This window comes from Microvirga sp. GN3, from assembly GCF_055792825.1.
Window position 1 is genome coordinate 1 of the sequence record NZ_JBVVAK010000031.1, and the last position, 18,686, is coordinate 18,686.

The window sequence follows — 18,686 nt, forward strand, 5'->3', positions numbered from 1 at the left end:
TCGCGCAGACGGTCACCGCCTGCGGCGGTTGACTGAGCCGGCCTCGCCTGTCCGCCTCAACAAGCCGTGCGCGAAGAGGCAGTTCGGCTCTTCCCTTCACCATCAGACATCGAGCCGGGCTGCCCGTCGCGCCACCCTCGATCAACCGTCAGGCTTGCAGCGCAAGCTGCGGGCCCCAGACTGCTGGCTCTTTGACACCCGCGCCCGTCATGGCCGGATGTGATCTGGCCATCTACGTCTTTATCCAAGAGCCGAAGCAGACGGGGATCCCCGGGACTGATCCCCGGATCAAGTCCGGGGACGGGGATGACGCCAGGAGAGCCCTCATCAAGAAACGTCATCCCGGACGAAGCGCAGCGAAGATCCGGGACCGCAAGACGAGTACGCACTGTCATCCCGGGGCCGCGCAGCGGAGCCCGGGATCCATCACCACGACCTTCCGCCAGTCCGGCACTTTCAGTGGTACTGGATCCCCGCCTGCGCGGGGATGACAGGGTTGAGGTCCAGGCGCCCCATCCCGCCAACGATCCCGGATCTCGCTGCGCTTCGTCCGGGACGACCCACTTCAAATGCGCTTACTCCTTCACCCATTCCCGGATCAGGCGATTCGCTATCGCGATGGGGGAGGGCGCCGCATATTGTTCGTGGGAGCCAGCCAGCATGCGCCTCACGTCGTCCTTCGTGAACCAGCGGGCATCCTCCAACTCCTCGCCGTCGAAGGCGATCTCCTCGGTCAGCGCCTCGCCGATGCAGCCGATCATGATGTTGGACGGAAACGGCCAGGGCTGGGAGGTCATGTAGCGCACCGCACCCACACGGATGCCGGCTTCCTCAAAAGTTTCCCGGCGGACCGCGTCCTCGATGGTCTCGCCCGGCTCCAGGAACCCCGCGAGGCAGGAATACATCTTTTCGACGAAACGCGGCTGGCGGCCCATCAGGCACTTGTCGCCGCGCGTGATCAGCATGATCACCACCGGGTCGGTGCGAGGAAAATGCTGGGCGCCGCAAGCAGCGCAGTCGCGCCGGAAGCCTGCTTGGGCGAGGCTCGTCGGAGCGCCGCAATTGGCGCAGAAACGGTGGCGCCGGTGCCAGTCGAGCAGGGATTTCGCCATGGCGAGCATCCCGAGCTCGTCCTCAGGCACGAGGCCGCGCACGGCGATGGAGCGCAGGTCCACGACCGCGAAGGCAGGATCATCCTGGAACAGCTCCGCAGCCTCCGGCGCCGCCAGGGTCGCCACCACCGGGCGATCCCCGAGGGTGCCGAGAAAGACCTGCTCCTGATGGCCGGGGATACGGTTCAGCACCGAAGCGGACAGGAGGCTCGTTCCCGGCTCTCCCGCTTGAAGGATCGGCAGGTCGCCGGCCAGGATCACCATGGCGGTGCGAGGATCCTGCGCGGCCTTGGCGAGCGCCTCCGGGTCCCGCTCGGCGCTGTGGCGGACAAGCGGGTTCGTGATGTAGCCGATGGGTCGGTTCATGGGATCAGGCCGCTGCGAAAAGGGCGGCGGCGCGCTCGATCAGGGCGCTCGCCGCGTGGTCGGGATAGGGCATGCGGGTGCCATGGCCCCAAACGGGGCCGGGCCAGGCCGGATCGGAGCGGAAGCGCCCGATCACGTGCACATGAAGCTGCGTCACGATGTTGCCCAGCGCCCCCACATTCACCTTGTCGGGCTTCGAGAGCTCAAGCATGACCTTGGTGGCGATGCGGATCTCCTGCATCAGCTGGACGGCCTGTTCCTCCGAGAGATCCGTGAGTTCGCTGATCCCCTCGATGCGCGGCACCAGCACGAACCAGGGAAAGCGTGCGTCGTTCAGAAGCAGGACGGAGGAGAGGGCGAGGTCGCCGACGGGGAGCGTGTCGGCGTCGAGCCGGGAATCGAGCGTGAATGTCATGGCGCTATGTAACCGAGCCTGCGGCGTGATGTCAGCCTTCGACCGTCGTTATCCCTGATCTCGGGTGTCATCCCCGGCGAGCCGAAGGTGAGGGAAGGGATCCAGCCAACGCTCAGCACCATGGATTCCCTTCCCCTTTGCTGCGCTCCGGCCGGGAATGATACTCGACCGCAGTGGAGAGCGGGGATGACTTTGGAGGGGGCTTGTTTCCAACTTGCGTTTCGCAGCCGATACGCCCATATAGCCGGTGGGAGGTTGGCGAGGGACGTCTCACTCGCCAACCGGGTCAGGTCCGGAAGGAAGCAGCCCTAACGAGACCGAACGGGTCTTCGTCCAGCCTCCCACCTATAAGTTTCTCCAAAGCCTTGCAGTCGATGGACGATACCACAGCCGGCACGCCCCTGAACGACGAGCCGGCCCTGCCGGGCTTCCCCGCCGCGCCTGCTCCCGCAGCGAAGGCCTCCCCCTATCGCGTTCTCGCTCGAAAATACCGCCCCAAGACCTTCGACGACCTGATCGGTCAGGAGGCAATGGTGCGCACCCTGTCGAACGCCTTCGAGACCGGCCGCATCCCGCAGGCCTGGATGCTCACCGGCGTCCGCGGCGTCGGCAAAACCACTACTGCCCGCATCCTCGCCCGCGGCCTCAACTACCAGAGGCAGGACGGCTCCGGTGCTCCCACCATCCACATGCCGGAACTTGGCATCCATTGCGAAGCCATCATGGAATCGCGGCATGTGGACGTGCTGGAGATGGACGCCGCGTCCCATACCGGCATCGACGATGTCCGCCAGATCATCGACGGCATCCGCTATTCGCCGGTCTCGGCCCGCTACAAGGTCTACATCATCGACGAGGTCCACATGCTCTCGGAGAAGGCGTTCAACGCCTTCCTGAAGACGTTGGAGGAACCGCCGCCGCATGCGAAGTTCATCTTCGCCACCACCGAAATCCGGAAAGTTCCCGTCACGATCCTGTCCCGCTGCCAGCGCTTCGATCTGCGCCGCATCGAGGCGGACAAGCTCGTGGCCCACTTGAGCCGCATCTGCGACGCCGAGAGCGTGCAGGCGGACCAGGAGGCGCTCGCCGCCATCGCCCGCGCAGCGGAAGGCTCGGCGCGCGATTCCCTCTCCCTCATGGATCAGGCCATTGCCCATGGCGCAGGCGTCGTCACGCCCGACACCGTGCGCGACATGCTGGGGCTTGCCGATCGCACTCAGGTCATCGACCTGTTCGAGGCCGTGATGCGCGGCGATGTGCCGGCGGCTTTCGCAAGCCTTCGCTCGCAATACGATGCCGGCGCGGATCCGGCCGTGGTCCTCTCCGATCTCGCCGCCTTCTCGCATATCGTCACTCGCCTCAAGCTGATCCCGGAAGCGGCAAAAGATCCCGCGCTCTCCGAGATCGAGCGGACCCGCGGCACGGATTACGCGCAGAAGCTCTCGGTGCGGACCCTGTCGCGCGCCTGGCAGATTCTTCTGAAAGGCATTCCCGAGGTTCAATCTTCGAACCGCCCGATTGCCGCGGCGGAAATGGTCATCGTGCGCCTCGCTTATGCGGCCGATCTGCCGACGCCGGACGAGGCCCTACGCGCCCTGAAGGACGGTGCACCTCTTCCCGCCGGCGGCCCTTCCGCGCCGACACCGCGCCCTTCCGGTCCTGCCACCTCCGGCAACATGGCGCTTGCGACGTCCCAGCCCCACCCGCGGCCGCGCCCTCAGGCAGCACAGACTGAGCCGACCATGCGCCTGCGCCGCTTCGAGGACGTGGTGGCGCTCGCCGGCGAGAGGCGCGAGATCGTACTGAAATCGCAACTCGAACGGGATGTGCGTCTCGTCCGTTTCGAAGAGGGCCGCATTGAGCTCAGCCTCACCGAGACCGGCAGCCGCACCATCGCCAACGATCTCACCCGCGCGCTCCAGCAATGGACGGGCGAGCGCTGGATGGTGGCGCTCTCCTCTGAAGAGGGGCAGCAGACACTGCACGAGAAGGCGGTCGCGGCCGAGCGCGAGCGCAAGGAAGGCGCGGCCAATCATCCTCTCGTGCAGGCGGTGCTGTCGAAGTTTCCCGGCGCGCAGATCGTGAACGTGATCGAGCGCGCGGAGAAGCCGGGCGAGGATGCGGAAACGGAAATCCTCGGCGAGGCCGATGCGCTGGCCGCGCACGAGTCTGAGGAAGACGACGATCTGTTTTAATTCAAGGATAGGGTCATGAAGGACATTATGGGATTGATGAAGCAGGCTCAGGCGATGCAGCAGAAGCTGCAGGACGCCCAGGCCGAGTTCGACACTCTCGAAGTCGACGGCACCGCCGGCGGCGGCGTCGTGACCGTGAAGGTGACCGGCAAGGGCAGCCTCAAGTCCATCAATATCGATCCCTCGCTCATGAACCCGGACGAGAAGGAGATCCTCGAGGATCTCATCGTCGCCGCCATGAACGATGCCCGCGGCAAGGCGGAGCGGATCACGCAGGAGCGCATGGAAAGCCTCACCAAGGGCCTGCCGCTGCCCCCGGGCCTGAAGCTGTTCTGAGCAGAGCATCGCGCGAAGAAGTGGATACCGGTTCTTCGCACTCAGCGATGCAACAAAAGCAAAAGAGACCTTGAATGGCCCAGCACGTCGCCGGTCCTGAGATCGAGCGCCTGATCCAGCTCCTCGCCCGCCTGCCGGGCTTAGGTCCACGGTCGGCGCGGCGCGCGGCGCTTCACCTCATCAAGAAGCGCGAGACGCTGCTCAACCCGCTGAGCGATGCCATGCGCGTCGCCAACGAGCGCATCGTCGTGTGCTCATCCTGCGGCAATGTCGATACCTCGGATCCCTGCACCATCTGCCGGGATGCGAAGCGCGATCCGTCCATCCTCGTGGTGGTGGAGGACGTGTCGGATCTCTGGGCGCTCGAACGCTCTGGCGCGATCAACGCGAGGTATCATGTGCTCGGGGGCGTGCTCTCGCCGCTCGACGGTGTGCGGCCCGAGCACCTGAACCTGGAGCGTCTCGTCGCCCGCGTCTCAGAGCCCGGCGTCGCGGAGGTGATCCTGGCGCTGAACGCCACGGTCGACGGGCAGACCACGGCCCATTACATCACCGAGCTTCTCGCCCATCTCCCCATGAAGGTGACGAAGCTCGCCCACGGCGTCCCCGTCGGCGGCGAGCTCGATTATCTCGACGAGGGCACGCTCTCGGCAGCGATCCGACAGCGCACGTCGTTCTGAAGCGAAACTGTTTCTTCCTTCGTCATCCCCGGGCTTGTCCCGGGGATCCACGTCTTTCTTGTCCAAGGCATTAAGGCGTGGATGGCCGGAACAAGTCCGGCCATGACGGGATGGGTGTCATCCCCGGCGGCCGCAGACTGGAAGGGGATCCATCTGTCAAATCGCGCAACCGGCAGATGATGACGTGACAGGCCCGAGCGCGGTTGCTAATCAGGCGGCAACGAAACCCCTTGCCTCGAGTTGCCCATGTCCAATCTTGCCCAAACCATCGACGCCGCCTGGGAAGACCGGGCCAATGTGAATCCTTCGACGACCGGCGCCGTGCGCGAAGCCGTCGAGGAAGCGATGAACCTCCTCGGTTCCGGCAAGGCCCGCGTCGCCGAGAAGACCGGTGGCGAGTGGCAGGTGCATCAGTGGCTGAAGAAGGCGGTGCTGCTGTCCTTCCGCCTGAACGACATGGGCATCATCAAGGGCGGGCCGGGCAACGCCGTGTGGTGGGACAAGGTCCCGTCCAAGTTCGACAACTGGTCAGAGACCGAGTTCAAGGCCGCAGGCTTCCGCGCGGTTCCGAACTGCACCGTGCGGCGCGGCGCCTATATCGCGCCCGGTGTCGTGCTGATGCCGTCCTTCGTCAATCTCGGCGCCTATGTGGACGAGAACACCATGGTCGACACCTGGGCGACGGTCGGCTCCTGCGCGCAGATCGGCAAGAACGTGCATCTCTCCGGCGGCGTCGGCATCGGCGGTGTGCTGGAGCCGCTCCAGGCCAACCCGACCATCATCGAGGACAATTGCTTCATCGGCGCCCGCTCCGAGGTGGTCGAAGGCGTGGTCGTGGGCGAAGGCTCGGTGCTCTCCATGGGCGTCTTCATCTCGGCCTCGACCAAGATTATCGACCGCAACACCGGCGAGGTCTTCGTCGGCCGCGTGCCGCCGTATTCAGTCGTCGTCCCCGGCTCGCTCCCCGGCAAGCCGCTCCCGGACGGCACCCCCGGCCCATCGCTTTATTGCGCCGTCATCGTGAAGCGCGTCGATGCCCAGACTCGGGCGAAAACCGGAATTAACGAGCTGCTGCGCGACTGATCCGATGGAACACTCACCGCTTTTCCTCGCCCAAACCCTCCTGCGCTGCCCCTCGGTGACCCCAGAGGAGGGCGGGGCGCTCGCCTTCATCGAGAGCGTGCTCAAGGAGGCGGGCTTCGAGGTGCATCGGCCGGTCTTCTCCGAGCCCGGCACGCCCGATGTGGAGAACCTTTACGCCCGCTACGGCAAGGGCGAGCCCTATCTTCTCTTCGCCGGACATACGGATGTGGTGCCGCCGGGCGATGTGAGCCGGTGGCAATACGATCCGTTCAGCGGCGAGATCCATGGCGGCGAGCTCTACGGGCGCGGCGCGGTGGACATGAAGGGCGGCATCGCCTGCATGATGGCAGGGGCGCTCGATTTCATTCGCGATAACCCGGACTTCAAGGGTTCCATCGGTTTTCTGATCACAGGAGATGAGGAGGGGCCTGCCGTCAACGGCACGGTAAAGCTCCTCGAATGGGCGAAGGGGCGCGGCGAGCGGTTCAACCATTGCATCCTGGGAGAGCCGACGAACCCGAACCAGCTCGGCGACATGATCAAGATCGGGCGGCGTGGGTCGTTGACCGGCAGGATCGTTGTCGAGGGCAAGCAGGGGCACGTGGCCTATCCGCATCTCGCGGATAACCCGATTCCGGGCATGATGTGCCTGCTCGACGGGCTTCTGAAGGAGCCACTCGATCGGGGAACGGATCATTTCGATGCCTCGAATCTGGAGGTGACCACGGTCGATGTGGGCAATCCGGCCGCCAACGTAATCCCAGCCGAGGCGAAGGCGACCTTCAACATCCGCTTCAACGATCTCTGGACGCCCCATAGCCTGGAGGCGGAGATCGAGCGACGCCTGCGCGAGGCCGCCGGCAACACGGTGCGCTATGCTCTGACGGTGGAGCCGACCAACGCGGTCGCCTTCCTCACGCCGCCCAATGCGTTCGTGGGCTTTATCGCCGACGCCATCAGGGCCGAGACCGGCTCGCAGCCGAAGCTCTCCACGACGGGCGGCACGTCGGATGCTCGCTTCATTGTGAAGTATTGCCCCGTGGTCGAATTCGGCCTCGTCGGACAGACCATGCACCAGATCGACGAGCGCGTGGCCGTTGCCGATTTGGACCGTCTGGCAGTGATTTACCGCAAGGTGCTGGACGCCTATTTCGCCGCGTGAGTTCAAAAGGGGAACTTGACTATTTAGACTAAAGTCGAAGAATAGCCGGAACGTTTTGCAGGGTCCGTCCATTTCCGAGGGCAATCGTCTTCGAAAAAGAGGCCGCTCATGATCGTCACGGCTGATGAGGTCAACCGCTCGTTCAGGGGAACGCTGGATCTGCTTCATAGCAGGTCCGAGGGCCTGAAATCCTTCGATATGAGTGAGCGGGGCTTCTGGCGCTCCTTCATGGCGATCTGGCTCACGTTGCCGGCTTTTGTCGTGTCCCTTGCCTTCGAGCGCCTCCGCCTCGGTCTCCTTCAGCCGGATCGATCCCTTCTCGACAATGTCTGGGTCGATCTCGTCGTGGCGTTCGGCCATGTGGCGGGCTTCGTCGCCTTGCCGCTCGCGATGATCTGGGTCGCGCGAAGGTTTCGGCTCGAGAAGGCCTATGTACCCTTCGTGATCGTGACGAATTGGATCTCCGTCATCGGTATGCTGGTCCTTTCGGTTCCGGCCATGCTCATGCTTCTCGGCTGGGCGCCTCCGGGGCTCGCCAGCCTGTTCAGCCTCGCCTTCGCGATCATCATCGTGAGATTGCAATGGTTCGCCACCAAGGCGACTCTGGGGCTCGGGAGCCTGCCAGCGCTGGGCATCGTCGTCCTCGGCATCGTGCTCAATTCATTCGTCGGAATGGCAATGCGGGGCCTTCTAGGCTAGGTCCGGGTAATCGACACCGATGAGATAGAGGCCCGTTGGCGGTGCCATGGGCCCGCAGCGCTTGCGGTCGCGCGCGTCGAGGACTGCGCGTACGTCCTCCACCGACCAGCGCCCTGCGCCAGCGCGCTCCAGGGTTCCCGTCATCGAGCGCACCTGATGATGCAGGAACGAGCGGGCGGAGGCATAGATGCGGATCTCGTCGCCGACCCGCTCCACATCGAGCCGGTCGAGGGTGCGGATCGGGCTATTGGCCTGACATTCCGCCGCCCGGAACGTCGTGAAATCGTGCCGCCCGATCAGCAATTGTGCGGCTTCGTGCATGACGTCGGCATCGAGCGCCCAGGCCACGTGCCAGACGCGGCTCGCATCGAGCGTCGGCGGCGCACGGCGGTTGAGGATACGATAGACGTAGTGGCGCTTGATGGCGGAGATGCGGGCGTTGAACGCCCCGGGCACGACCTGCGCCGAGAGGATCGCGACGGGAGCGGGCTTCAGATGAGCGTTGGTGGCATCACGCACCGTGTCCGGCCGCCATTCCTTTTCCAAATCGACGTGTACGACCTGATGGGTGGCGTGGACTCCGGAGTCGGTGCGCCCGGCGCAGTGAATGCGCACGGCTGAACCTGTGAACCGTGCGATGGCATCCTCCACCGCCTGCTGGACGGAGAGGCCGTTCGTCTGATGCTGCCAACCGGTGAAGGGCGTGCCGTCATATTCGACGACAAGCTTGTAGCGAGGCATGTTATTCCAGTTCTGCGAATGCCTGGGCGTAGGATACCGGACCATGGGCGCCTTTGCCCCTGTCCGAAAGCGCGAGACCCTGAAGATAAGGCCCGTCATAAGGGGTTTTCAGCTTTTCCGCCAATTTCGGATCGAAACCGAAGCGGCCGTAATAATGCGGCTCTCCCAACACCAGGACCAGATCGTAGTCTTTTTCCGTCAGCCGCTTCAGCCCGTCCTGGACGAGGGCCGCGCCGATACCCTGCTTCTGGAACGAGGGTGTAACGGCCAAGGGGGCGAGGACTGCCGCCTTGATAGACGGAGTCTCGAGCAGGATCAGACGGGAATAGGCGATGTGGCCGGCCGGCTTGTCGTCATAGGCGATGAGGGAGAGGATGAGATCACCATCATCGTGCATGTCCCGCACGAGATCCGCTTCGGCCAATTGTCCGAAGGCTGCGGAATAGATGGTGTAGAGCGCAGGCCAATCGGCGGATTCCTCAAGCCGGATCCCCATGCCGGACCTCATGCAAATTTGGCGCCCGATCCAAGCCTCACGCCACGCAGGAACTCCTCGAATGATACGGGTCCCTTGCCGGCACGCTGCACCTGGATCAGACGGATCGCCCCTTCGCCACAGGATATCGTACCATCATTGTCGATGAGAGTCGCGGGCGAAGCTGAGCCTTGTCCCAGGGTCGCTCGCAAAACCTTCACCCGCTCCTGGCCCTTGCCGAAATCTGCGGTGAAATAGGCGCCGGGGAAGGGCGAGAGACCGCGGATATGATCATGAACCGCCTGAGCCGGCTGCGACCAGTCGATCAGCGCTTCCTCGTTCTTGATCTTGTGGGCGTAGGTCACGCCGTCCTCCGGCTGGGGCGTGAAGCCCAGGCCCCCACGCGAGAGAGCGGCGAGTGCCCGCACCATGAGGTCGGCGCCGAGAACCATGAGCCTGTCATGCAACTCGCCTGCATTCATGTCCGGCGTGATCGCCACGCGCTCGACCATGGCGACGGGGCCTGTATCGAGGCCTTCTTCCATCTTCATGACGGCGACGCCCGTTTCCTTGTCGCCAGCCATGACCGCCCGCTGGATCGGGGCCGCGCCGCGCCAGCGGGGGAGGAGGGAGGCGTGAAGGTTGAGGCAGCCGAGTTCCGGCGCCTCAAGGATCGTCTTCGGCAGCAGCATGCCATAGGCCACGACGACTGCTACGTCGGCATTGTGGCTGCGGAAAATCTCGGCTGCTTCCTCCGTGCGCAGGGTCTTCGGCGTCAGCACGGGAATCCCGAACCGGTCGGCCATCTTGTGGACGGGGGAGGGCTTCAACTCCATGCCGCGGCCGGCCGCGGCGGGCGGGCGGGTGTAGACGGCGATGACGTCGTGACCCTGGCCGACGATCTCGGAGAGAGTGGGCACCGCGAAATCGGGCGTGCCCATGAAGACGACGCGCAGGCTCATGCTCCCGCCTCGCGCCGTGCCACCTTCTTGAACTTGGTCATCACCCGGTCGCGTTTGAGCTTCGACAGATAGTCGATGAAGAGCACGCCATTCAGGTGATCGATCTCATGCTGCACGCAGGTGGCCAGGAGCCCGTCCGCGTCCTGCTCGATCGTCTCGCCCTGCAGGTTCATATAGCGGAAACGCACCCGGTCCGGTCGCTCGACCTCTTCGTAATATTCGGGAATCGACAGGCAGCCTTCCTCGTAAGTGCGCTTCTCCTCCGAAGCCCAAGTGATTTCCGGGTTGATGAGCACCAGCGGCTGGCGCTCGTCCTCTGACTTCGACACGTCCATGGTCACCATTCGGACCGGCACGCCGATCTGGATGGCGGCGAGGCCGACGCCGGGGGCGTCGTACATGGTTTCCAGCATGTCGTCGGCCAGCCGGCGGATCTCGCTCGTGATTTCCTTAACAGGTTCAGAAACCAGTCGGAGCTTGGAATCGGGAATGATGACGAGGGGTCTGATGCTCATGATCGCGGGAGATAAGCGCTTAGCTGAGGATGGTCAAATCGTTCGTCTTATGTTCGGATGCATCCGTCAACCGGAACTATAAGCTCCATGAACGACGTTGTCCTGATCCTCGGCAAGACATCCCTGACCTGGGGTCAGATCGTCATGGGGATGGCGGGGTTGAGTCTCCTTCTCCTCTTGCTCGTGACGGTGCTTCTCCTGCGGACCCGGCGGGAGAGGGCGTTGGAGGCTGCCATCGCGGCCGAGCGGGCGCGGGAGATGGACGACAAGGTCGCCGAACTCACCCGAGCGCAGTCGGAGATGACTGGGCGGATGCGGACCATGGCCGAGGTCTTCGGCACTCGCCAGAGCGATTTCGTGCGCATGATCTCGGAGCGGATCGACGGGCTGCAGCACCGGGTCGGGCAGGGACTGGAGACCTCCACGCGCCACCAGACGGAGAACCTGTCCAAGCTGAACGAGCGCCTCGCCGTGATCGACGCGGCGCAGCAGAACCTGACAAACCTCACCGGCGAGATCGTGGGGCTCAAGGACATCCTCTCCAACAAGCAGACGAGAGGTGCCTATGGGCAAGGACGGATGGAGGCGATCGTCCGCGACGGGCTGCCGGCCAACGCCTTCGAGTTCCAGGCGACCCTGTCGAACCGCACGCGGCCGGATTGCCTCGTGCGCCTGCCGGGCGACGAGCGCGGCCTCGTGATCGATGCCAAGTTCCCGCTGGAGGGCTTCACCCTCTTCCGGGAGGCCAAGGGCGATGAGGCACGCAGCCGCGCCGCCGCGAAGGTCCGCAACGATATGCTCGTGCATGTGAAGGACATCGCGGAAAAGTACCTGATCCCGGGCGAGACCCAGGACATCGCGATGCTGTTCGTGCCTGCGGAGTCGATCTATGCGGACCTCGCCGAGCATTTCGACGATGTGGTGCAGAAGGCGCATCGCGCCCGTATCGTCATCGTCTCGCCTTCGCTGCTGACACTCGCCATCCAGGTCATGCAGGCGCTAGTCCGCGACGCCCGCATCCGCGAGGAGGCAAGGGTGATTCAGGTCGAGGTGCAGAAGCTCCTGGAGGATGTCGAGCGCCTCGATGCCCGGGTGTCGAAACTCGACACACATTTCCGGCAGGCGCAGGACGATGTCTCCCAGATCCGGGTCTCGACGGACAAGATCGTCAAGCGCGGACAAAAGATCGAAACCCTCGAATTCGACGAGGGCGATGCCGAGGCCCGGGCCGAGTGGCTCCGTCTTCAGGGCCGGAATCTTCGGGCCGTGGAATAGGCCGGGAACTGCCTTTCGTCCACGACGTTCTTCCCACGCTACACGGGGCGCCACGTGGTTGATGGCGTTCGCATATCCGTACAGCTCAGAACTTGGGAAGGATTGCGCTATGGGCCTTTTGTCAAAGGATATCAAATCGTTGGATGATCTCTTCATCCACACCCTGCAGGACATTTACTACGCCGAGCAGCAGATCACGAAGGCGTTGCCGGAAATGATCGAGAAAGCGAGCGATCCGCAGCTCAAGCAGGCGTTCCAGACCCATCTTGGCGAAACCCAGCAACAGATCCAAATGGTCGAGCAGGTATTCCGGATGCATGGCCACGATCCGAAGGGCACGACCTGCCCGGCCATCGACGGCATCATCGACGAAGCTCAGGATATCGCCGGCGATATCGATGATCCGCAGGTTCTCGATGCAGCGCTTCTCGCCGCTGCTCAGGCCGTGGAACACTACGAGATCACCCGCTACGGGACGCTCACGGCCTGGGCCAAGCAGCTCGGCCGTGAGGATTGCGCCGGCGTCCTGCATCAGATCCTGGATCAGGAAAAGGCCACGGATCAGAAGCTCAACCGGATCGCCGAGAGCAAGATCAACACGAAGGCCGCTTAAGCTCTTCGTTCATTGGAATGGAAATGGCCTCCGAAAGGAGGCCATTTTTGTTTTCTATGTCGGGTTAGCCCACAGCTGTCATGGCCGGGCTTGTCCCGGCCATCTCGATGTGAAGAGCGCAGAGCTTCAAGCTATCGGGATCACCGGCACAAGGCCGGTGATGACGGGAAGTGGAGCCATTTCCAACTCTACTTCACCGGCAACGCGTAGGCGCGCAAAAAATCCGCCAGATCGTTGGTGATGTAGTCGATATCCGGCGTCTGGACTGCCTCCTGCTCGAAGCTCTCCCGGAACGGATCGAAGGTCTTGGGCACGATGAGGGTGGTCGTCATGCCGAGTTCGTGCGGCACGGTCAGGTTCTTGGCAATATCCTCGAACATGGCCGCGCGGGCAGGCTCCACGCCATGCTTCTCAAGGAAGATCTCGTAGGCGCGCCGGTCGGGCTTGGGCACGAAGTTCGAGGCCGCGATGTCGAACACATCCTCGAAATGGTCGAGAATGCCGATCTTCTTTGCCACGTTCTCCGCATGCTTGCGGGAACCGTTGGTGAGGATGAGCTTGCGGCCGGGCAGCTTCTCGATGGCTTCTCCCAGGCTGTGGTTCAGCTCGATATCCGTGTGGTCGATATCGTGGGCGAAATCGAGGAAGTCGTGCGGATCGATATCGTGCTCCTCAATGAGCGCCTTAAGGGTCGTGCCATATTTGTGATAGAAATACTTCTGCAGCGCCTGGGCGGACAGGCCATCGAGCCCGAAAAGTTCCGTGATGTAGAGCGTGATGCGCTCGTCGATCTGAGGCCAGACCCGCGAGGTGTGCGGGTAGAGCGTATTGTCCAGGTCGAAGACCCACGTCTCCACATGCGAGAATTGTCGGGAGTCGGACGACGACAGGTGGTTTTCAGCAGACGGTTTAGCGTTCATGGATCCCAAAGACGGCAATGGGGCCGTGCGGCCCCACTGACAAAAATATAGGCGCTTTCGGACGCTTCGTGAAGGGTAAAGCCTTACCCCCTCCGGATCAGGGTGCCTGCACCATGGTCGGTAAACAGCTCCAGCAGCACTGCATGCGGCACCTTGCCGTCGAGAATGACGACCGCTTCCACACCCTTCTCCAGGGCATAGATGCAGGTTTCGATCTTCGGGATCATGCCGTCCGTGATGGTGCCGTCGGCGATCAGGCGGCGGCAATCCTCGATGGTCATTTCCGGAATGAGGTTCTTGTTCTTGTCGAGAACGCCCGGGACGTCCGTCAGTAGCAGGAGGCGCTTGGCCGTCATGGCGCCTGCAATGGCGCCGGCGAAGGTGTCGGCGTTGACGTTGTAGGTCTGGCCATCCTGGCCGGTCGCGACCGGGGCAAGGACCGGGATCAGCTCGGCTTGGAGAACCTGATCCAGAACCGCCCGGTTCACGTTCTCCGGCTCGCCGACGAAGCCGAGATCCACCACCTTCTCGATATTGGAATCAGGATCGACCGTGGTGCGGGTCACCTTGCGGGCGGTGACCATGTTGCCGTCCTTGCCGGACAGACCGACAGCCTTGCCGCCCTCAGCCCCGATCCAGCCGACGATCTGCTTGTTGATGGAGCCGGCAAGCACCATCTCGACGACCTCGACCGTGGCCGCATCCGTAACGCGAAGCCCGCCCTTGAACTCGGACTTGATCCCGAGCTTTTCCAGCATCTTGCCGATCTGCGGCCCGCCGCCATGGACGACGATGGGCTTAATGCCCGATTGCTCGAGCAGAACCACATCCTCGGCAAAATCCTCCGCCGCCGCACGGTCGCCCATGGCATGGCCGCCATACTTGATCACCACGACCTGCTGGTCATAGCGCTGCATGTGCGGCAGGGCCTGGACAAGCACCTCGGCCTGCACATGAACGTCGGGAAGGGGCGTGGACGGATCGGACATGGACGGCTCCGGCGCGGTGATCAGGATCAAACGGCCTGCCTTCTAGCTGAAGGAGGGACGGCTGGAAACAGAGAGTTCAGGCTCGCAGGCGAAGAAGGGCCGAGATTCCCACCAGTAACCAGCCCAGCATCAGGAGAAAGCCCCCCGTCGGCGCAGCCCTCGGAAACAGCGCAACACCTGAAAAGGCCCGACGGGACAGGTCGCCGCAAAACAAGATAAGGCCGAGGACCAGCACGTAGCCGGCGATCTGGGCCAGCATGGGGTTCACGGCGCTGGCTGCCATCAGCGCCACGAGGGCGAGCAGGGCCGGAGCGTGGAAGAGCAGGAATTGTGCCGCCGTGGCGAGATTGCCGCCCGTGACATGGGCCGCGGCGGCCGAGAGGCCGACGCCGAGAAGGCCTGAGGCGGAAGCGAGGACGAGGAGGATACGGGCGGCGAGGTTCATCCCGCGCCTCGTTCGCTCAGGAGCCGGGCGATTTCGGCGCGCAGCTCCGGGATGCCGAGGCCCGAGCGGCTGGAGGTGAAGAGAATCTCGGGGTAGGCGGCGGCGCGCTTCTCAATCTTCTGCAGGGTCTCGGCGATGCGCTTGTCGAGTTCGCCCTTCTTGAGCTCGTCCGCTTTGGTCAGGACGATCTGGTAGGAGACGGCGGCCGTGCCGAGGGTCTCCAGCACCGCCTCGTCCACCGGCTTGATACCATGGCGGGCATCGATCAGCACGTAGACGCGGGCGAGGCTTGCCCTTCCGCGCAGGTAATCGTGGATCAGCTGCGTCCAGGCCTGCACCTTTTGCTTCTCGACGGCGGCAAAGCCGTAGCCGGGCATGTCGACCAGGTGAAAGCGGTCGTTGATATTGAAGAAGTTGAGTTGCTGCGTCCGCCCCGGCGTGTGCGATGTGCGGGCGAGCGTGTTGCGCCCGGTCAGCGCATTCACGAGGCTCGACTTGCCGACATTGGAGCGGCCGGCGAAGGCGATCTCCACCTTGCTCATCGGCGGCAGGTTTTGGAGGGAATTCGCGGCCCAGATGAAATCCGCCTCGCCGGCAAAGAGTTTGCGGCCGATCTCGAGAAAGGGGTCGGTGTCGGGTTCCATATCGGTCATGGAGGTCCTTATCGGCGCTTGGTGCCTGGAGTTCAAGGCATCTCGCTCAAGCTTTTCCCGTTGCTCAGGGCACAGCGAGCCAGAAGGGCTCCGCTTTCACGAGCTTTCTGGAAGCCTTTTCGGCCCTGGAGAGAAGCTTGCGCTCAAGCCGTTTCGTATAGCCGGCGGCCTTTTGCACCGATTTTTCGAACGATGGATCGAGAAGGGTTCGGCCAACCTCGATGTCGTTCAACTTGCCCAGCATGTCCTGCAGGCCTTCCAGAAGGTCCAACATGGCCTTTCGACTCTTGCGTGCCGGAACGCCCGGAAACAGGGTCGCAAAGAATTCCACGCCGTAGCGCAGCTTCTTGATTCGGATGCGGAGTCTATGGCGGGCGTCTCCGTCGAGATCGGCCATCTGCCGTGCGTCTTTCCGGATACGCTGCCAGCGACGCGAGAATTCCTCGATCCCGCGGTCCTGAGCAGGCAGGTCGCGCGCCGCCAGGATCGCCGGCTTGCGGCGTGTGAGCCATCGCCCGGACTCGATCCAAGTCGCTGCCTTCAGGATCGCTCTCATGAAGCGGGGTTTGGACAGGGTTTCCAGAAGTTCCTCGAAGGCTTCCGCGCGCTGGCGCTCGGCCTCCTCCAGCACCGGCAGGCTGTGGTTTTTATCATCGACCTTCCGCACCCGCGCGATCAGGACGTCGAGATCGCGAACTCTACCGAGTTTCTTTCCAGCCCAGCGGAGTTCAGCCTTCACGGCCTTGCTGTTCCGATCCTGCAGCATCGGCTTGAACAGCGAGATCGCCGCATCGAGCCGCCGAAAGCCCACCCGCATCTGATGAACCAACTCAGGGTCGTCGCTCCGGCGCAGCGGCGCCTCGTTACGGATGATCTGGGACAGGCAGGATCGCGCGATCATCTGGAACGCTTCGGCACATGAGGCGTGGGTTGGAATGACGGTCCGGTCGGCCTTTACAGGCTTATTGTCGGCTTGGCCGAGAAGCCTGTAGCCGCGTTCGGACTTGGTAACCGGAGAGAGACGGAACGGGATGCTGTCGGCGAGATCGTCGGCGAGGGCGAAGAGGGCGGACGGGGCGCCATCCTTCAATTCGAGTTCGACCTCGCAGAATTGCTCGGCGCCGGTATCGATTGCCGCTTTGGCCTGGTCCAGGGCGAGTTCGATGGTTGCTCCATCGCGCCTGATCTCGAACGCCTGGCGATCTGTCTCCACCGTGAAGACCGGCTTGATGTTGCTGCGGATCGTCTCGTCGGCAACAAGGGTGGCCAGCGGCGTGCCAGCCGCGGCAGCAAGATCGAGGCCGCCTTCGACAGGTATCTCCCATTCGCCCCGGTCGAGGGCGAAGCCGCGTGTCTTGCGCTCAGCCTTGATGGTCTGCGTGCTGCGTCCGTTCTTCTCCCGAACGCGGAGGGACAGTCCCGCCTTATGCAGGGCGCAATCCGTTGAATCGTAATAGACGGCGTGAAGGGCACCGCCCTGGTCCGGAAGCATCCGGGCCTGCGCCATCAGCGGATGCTGGAGTAACTCGCCTGTTGCATCTGCGGCGAGTTCCAGCTTCAGCTCGATCTCGCTTGCTCTCACGAACTTATTCTTGTCCTGCCATTGGGCGTTCATGGCTAGCCGCCGATCCGGTTTCTCTTGCCGCGATCATCTAGAGCGTTTCGGAATGAAAGCCACGAGGAAGACCTCTGGCGGGCTCTTCCGAAATGCAGATTCCAGAAGTGTATCGCTCTTCTACAAAACTGGAGGAGTGCATTCGGCTAAGGCGCCGGCATGTTGAGGCTCTGAGATTCTTCCCCAGGGCTCGACCATGACAGACGCTCCCATTCTCATCCGCTCGGTCGAAGTCCTCTCGGATGATTGGGCGATCCTCAAGAAATTCATTTTCGACTATCGCCGCCGTGACGGAAGCCTGGAGCGGCAGGTCCGGCAGACCTATGATCGGGGGCACGGCGCCGTGATTTTGCCCTATGATCCCGAGCGCGGCACGGTGCTGCTCATCCAGCAGTTTCGGTTGCCGGCCTATGTGACCGGCCATCTCGAGCCGCTGATCGAGGCCTGCGCGGGGCTTCTTGACAAGGATGATCCGGAAACCTGCATTCGCCGGGAAGCGCAGGAGGAACTCGGCTACAAGCTGCGCAACCTGCAGCCCGTTTTCCACGTCTTCATGAGCCCTGGCAGCGTGACCGAGCGGCTGATGTTCTTCCTTGCCCGCTATTCGCCGGTCGACCGGATCGGCCAGGGCGGGGGCGACAGGCACGAGGGCGAGGATATTGAAGTTCTGGAGATAGCGCTCGAAGACGCTCTCGGCATGATTGACCAAGGACAGATCGTCGACGGCAAGACCATCATGCTGCTTCAGCATCTGAAGCTCAAAGGGGTGATGCAGGATGGCGAGCGATCAGGCCGCCCTTCGTAGGGCCCCGAGATCCGCTCCCCGGATGGCGTCGAGGTTGTGGGTGATCTTGTCGACGCCCCAGTCCCACCAGCGGATGGAGAGCAGTTCAGTGATCACCTCGTCTGGAAAACGCATGCGGATGATCCTGGCCGGATTGCCGCCGACGATGGCGTAGGGCGGTACATCAGCCACCACGACCGACTTCGTTGCAATGATCGCCCCGTCACCGATGGTGACACCCGGCATGATCGTGGCTTCGTGCCCGATCCAGACGTCGTTTCCGACGATCGTATCGCCTTTGAAGCCCGTCTCGACGGCGGCGAAGTCGAAGCCTTCCTCCCAGCCGTGGCCGAAGATGTTGAACGGATAGGTCGAGAAGCCGGTCATGGCGTGATTAGCGCCGTTCATGATGAAGGTGGCACCCGTCGCGATGGCGCAGAATTTCCCGATGACGAGCTTGTCGCCGATGAAGTCGTAGTGGTGCAGCACGCAGCGCTCCACGAAGGCTTCGGGGCCTCGCGGGTCGTCGTAATAGCTGAAGTCCCCGACCTCGATGTTCGGCTGGTTCACGAAGGCCTTGAGAAACCCCACGCGGGGAAGATCCGGGAGCGGGTGAGGGTCCAAGGGATTGGGACCGGATGCCGTCATTGC

Annotated in this window: 22 protein-coding genes and 1 other RNA gene; 11 read left to right on the forward strand and 12 right to left on the reverse strand. The window is 63.2% G+C overall.

Annotated features, from left to right (window positions below):
• The coding region (locus ACS5Q1_RS16390; RefSeq protein WP_473099223.1) for a hypothetical protein at positions 1-223 on the forward strand (223 nt) is incomplete at its 5' end.
• A 352-nt stretch (positions 224-575) separates the two neighbouring features.
• Here the strand turns inward: ACS5Q1_RS16390 and nudC are convergent.
• Both nudC and ACS5Q1_RS16400 read right to left on the reverse strand, forming a co-directional pair.
• The gene (gene nudC / locus ACS5Q1_RS16395) at positions 576-1,478 is read right to left on the reverse strand and encodes an NAD(+) diphosphatase (protein WP_473099224.1); all 903 of its coding nucleotides are present in this window, start codon (positions 1,476-1,478) and stop codon (positions 576-578) included.
• Between the two features lie 4 nt (positions 1,479-1,482).
• Positions 1,483-1,893, reverse strand: coding sequence for an HIT domain-containing protein (locus tag ACS5Q1_RS16400; RefSeq protein ID WP_473099225.1), 411 nt, complete (start codon positions 1,891-1,893; stop codon positions 1,483-1,485).
• Positions 1,894-2,142: 249 nt separating this feature from the next.
• On the opposite strand from ACS5Q1_RS16400, the gene ffs reads away from it, so the two are divergent.
• The 7 genes from ffs to ACS5Q1_RS16435 all read left to right on the forward strand — a co-directional run bounded on the left by ffs (position 2,143) and on the right by ACS5Q1_RS16435 (position 8,048).
• An RNA gene (ffs, locus tag ACS5Q1_RS16405) (signal recognition particle sRNA small type) lies at positions 2,143-2,239 on the forward strand.
• A gap of 28 nt (positions 2,240-2,267) precedes the next feature.
• Positions 2,268-4,088 (forward strand): DNA polymerase III subunit gamma/tau, encoded by a 1,821-nt coding sequence (locus tag ACS5Q1_RS16410; protein WP_473099226.1) that lies wholly within the window; start codon positions 2,268-2,270, stop codon positions 4,086-4,088.
• A gap of 15 nt (positions 4,089-4,103) precedes the next feature.
• Entirely contained in the window at positions 4,104-4,424 is a 321-nt protein-coding gene (locus tag ACS5Q1_RS16415; RefSeq protein WP_473099227.1) for a YbaB/EbfC family nucleoid-associated protein, read from the forward strand.
• Positions 4,425-4,498: 74 nt separating this feature from the next.
• Positions 4,499-5,104: a recombination mediator RecR gene (recR, locus tag ACS5Q1_RS16420; protein ID WP_473099228.1), complete on the forward strand. Its 606-nt coding sequence runs from the start codon at positions 4,499-4,501 to the stop codon at positions 5,102-5,104.
• 246 nt (positions 5,105-5,350) lie between these two features.
• Positions 5,351-6,187, forward strand: coding sequence for a 2,3,4,5-tetrahydropyridine-2,6-dicarboxylate N-succinyltransferase (gene dapD, locus ACS5Q1_RS16425; RefSeq protein ID WP_473099229.1), 837 nt, complete (start codon positions 5,351-5,353; stop codon positions 6,185-6,187).
• Positions 6,188-6,191: 4 nt separating this feature from the next.
• Positions 6,192-7,349 carry a succinyl-diaminopimelate desuccinylase gene (gene dapE, locus ACS5Q1_RS16430; protein WP_473099230.1) on the forward strand — a complete coding sequence of 386 codons (1,158 nt, stop codon included), beginning with the start codon at positions 6,192-6,194 and terminating at the stop codon, positions 7,347-7,349.
• Positions 7,350-7,457: 108 nt separating this feature from the next.
• Entirely contained in the window at positions 7,458-8,048 is a 591-nt protein-coding gene (locus ACS5Q1_RS16435) for a hypothetical protein (RefSeq protein WP_473099231.1), read from the forward strand.
• On the opposite strand, the gene truA is transcribed toward ACS5Q1_RS16435, so the two are convergent.
• From truA to def, 4 genes are read right to left on the reverse strand one after another with little or no spacing between them, the layout of a single operon-like run.
• Positions 8,040-8,789 carry a tRNA pseudouridine(38-40) synthase TruA gene (truA, locus tag ACS5Q1_RS16440; protein ID WP_473099232.1) on the reverse strand — a complete coding sequence of 250 codons (750 nt, stop codon included), beginning with the start codon at positions 8,787-8,789 and terminating at the stop codon, positions 8,040-8,042. The two genes, ACS5Q1_RS16435 and truA, sit on opposite strands and share 9 nt — an antisense overlap.
• 1 nt (position 8,790) lies before the next feature.
• Positions 8,791-9,285 (reverse strand): GNAT family N-acetyltransferase, encoded by a 495-nt coding sequence (locus ACS5Q1_RS16445; protein WP_473099233.1) that lies wholly within the window; start codon positions 9,283-9,285, stop codon positions 8,791-8,793.
• Positions 9,286-9,293: 8 nt separating this feature from the next.
• On the reverse strand, positions 9,294-10,226 hold the full coding sequence (gene fmt / locus ACS5Q1_RS16450) for a methionyl-tRNA formyltransferase (protein ID WP_473099234.1): 933 nt from the start codon (positions 10,224-10,226) through the stop codon (positions 9,294-9,296).
• Positions 10,223-10,741, reverse strand: a complete 519-nt coding sequence (gene def, locus ACS5Q1_RS16455) for a peptide deformylase (RefSeq protein ID WP_203442782.1) — start codon at positions 10,739-10,741, stop codon at positions 10,223-10,225. The genes fmt and def overlap by 4 nt, the downstream gene beginning before the upstream one ends.
• Positions 10,742-10,828: 87 nt before the next feature.
• Here def and ACS5Q1_RS16460 point away from each other — a divergent pair, with 87 nt between their 5' ends.
• Positions 10,829-12,016: a DNA recombination protein RmuC gene (locus ACS5Q1_RS16460; protein WP_473099235.1), complete on the forward strand. Its 1,188-nt coding sequence runs from the start codon at positions 10,829-10,831 to the stop codon at positions 12,014-12,016.
• A 109-nt stretch (positions 12,017-12,125) separates the two neighbouring features.
• Positions 12,126-12,629: a YciE/YciF ferroxidase family protein gene (locus ACS5Q1_RS16465; RefSeq protein WP_203442784.1), complete on the forward strand. Its 504-nt coding sequence runs from the start codon at positions 12,126-12,128 to the stop codon at positions 12,627-12,629.
• Positions 12,630-12,817: 188 nt separating this feature from the next.
• Here ACS5Q1_RS16465 and ACS5Q1_RS16470 read toward each other — a convergent pair whose 3' ends face one another.
• The 5 genes from ACS5Q1_RS16470 to ACS5Q1_RS16490 all read right to left on the reverse strand — a co-directional run bounded on the left by ACS5Q1_RS16470 (position 12,818) and on the right by ACS5Q1_RS16490 (position 17,251).
• The gene (locus ACS5Q1_RS16470) at positions 12,818-13,549 is read right to left on the reverse strand and encodes a pyrimidine 5'-nucleotidase (protein ID WP_473099236.1); all 732 of its coding nucleotides are present in this window, start codon (positions 13,547-13,549) and stop codon (positions 12,818-12,820) included.
• A gap of 83 nt (positions 13,550-13,632) precedes the next feature.
• Entirely contained in the window at positions 13,633-14,538 is a 906-nt protein-coding gene (argB, locus tag ACS5Q1_RS16475) for an acetylglutamate kinase (protein WP_203442786.1), read from the reverse strand.
• A gap of 76 nt (positions 14,539-14,614) precedes the next feature.
• On the reverse strand, positions 14,615-14,983 hold the full coding sequence (locus ACS5Q1_RS16480; protein WP_473099237.1) for a DUF423 domain-containing protein: 369 nt from the start codon (positions 14,981-14,983) through the stop codon (positions 14,615-14,617).
• Complete coding sequence (gene yihA / locus ACS5Q1_RS16485; RefSeq protein WP_473099238.1) at positions 14,980-15,636, reverse strand: ribosome biogenesis GTP-binding protein YihA/YsxC; 657 nt, start codon at positions 15,634-15,636, stop codon at positions 14,980-14,982. The genes ACS5Q1_RS16480 and yihA overlap by 4 nt, the downstream gene beginning before the upstream one ends.
• 64 nt (positions 15,637-15,700) lie before the next feature.
• Positions 15,701-17,251, reverse strand: a complete 1,551-nt coding sequence (locus tag ACS5Q1_RS16490; protein ID WP_473099239.1) for a CYTH and CHAD domain-containing protein — start codon at positions 17,249-17,251, stop codon at positions 15,701-15,703.
• A 196-nt stretch (positions 17,252-17,447) separates the two neighbouring features.
• Here ACS5Q1_RS16490 and ACS5Q1_RS16495 point away from each other — a divergent pair, with 196 nt between their 5' ends.
• Entirely contained in the window at positions 17,448-18,056 is a 609-nt protein-coding gene (locus ACS5Q1_RS16495; protein WP_473099240.1) for an NUDIX domain-containing protein, read from the forward strand.
• Here the strand turns inward: ACS5Q1_RS16495 and ACS5Q1_RS16500 are convergent.
• Entirely contained in the window at positions 18,039-18,683 is a 645-nt protein-coding gene (locus tag ACS5Q1_RS16500) for a CatB-related O-acetyltransferase (protein WP_473099241.1), read from the reverse strand. The genes ACS5Q1_RS16495 and ACS5Q1_RS16500 overlap by 18 nt on opposite strands.
• Positions 18,684-18,686 lie beyond the last annotated feature (3 nt).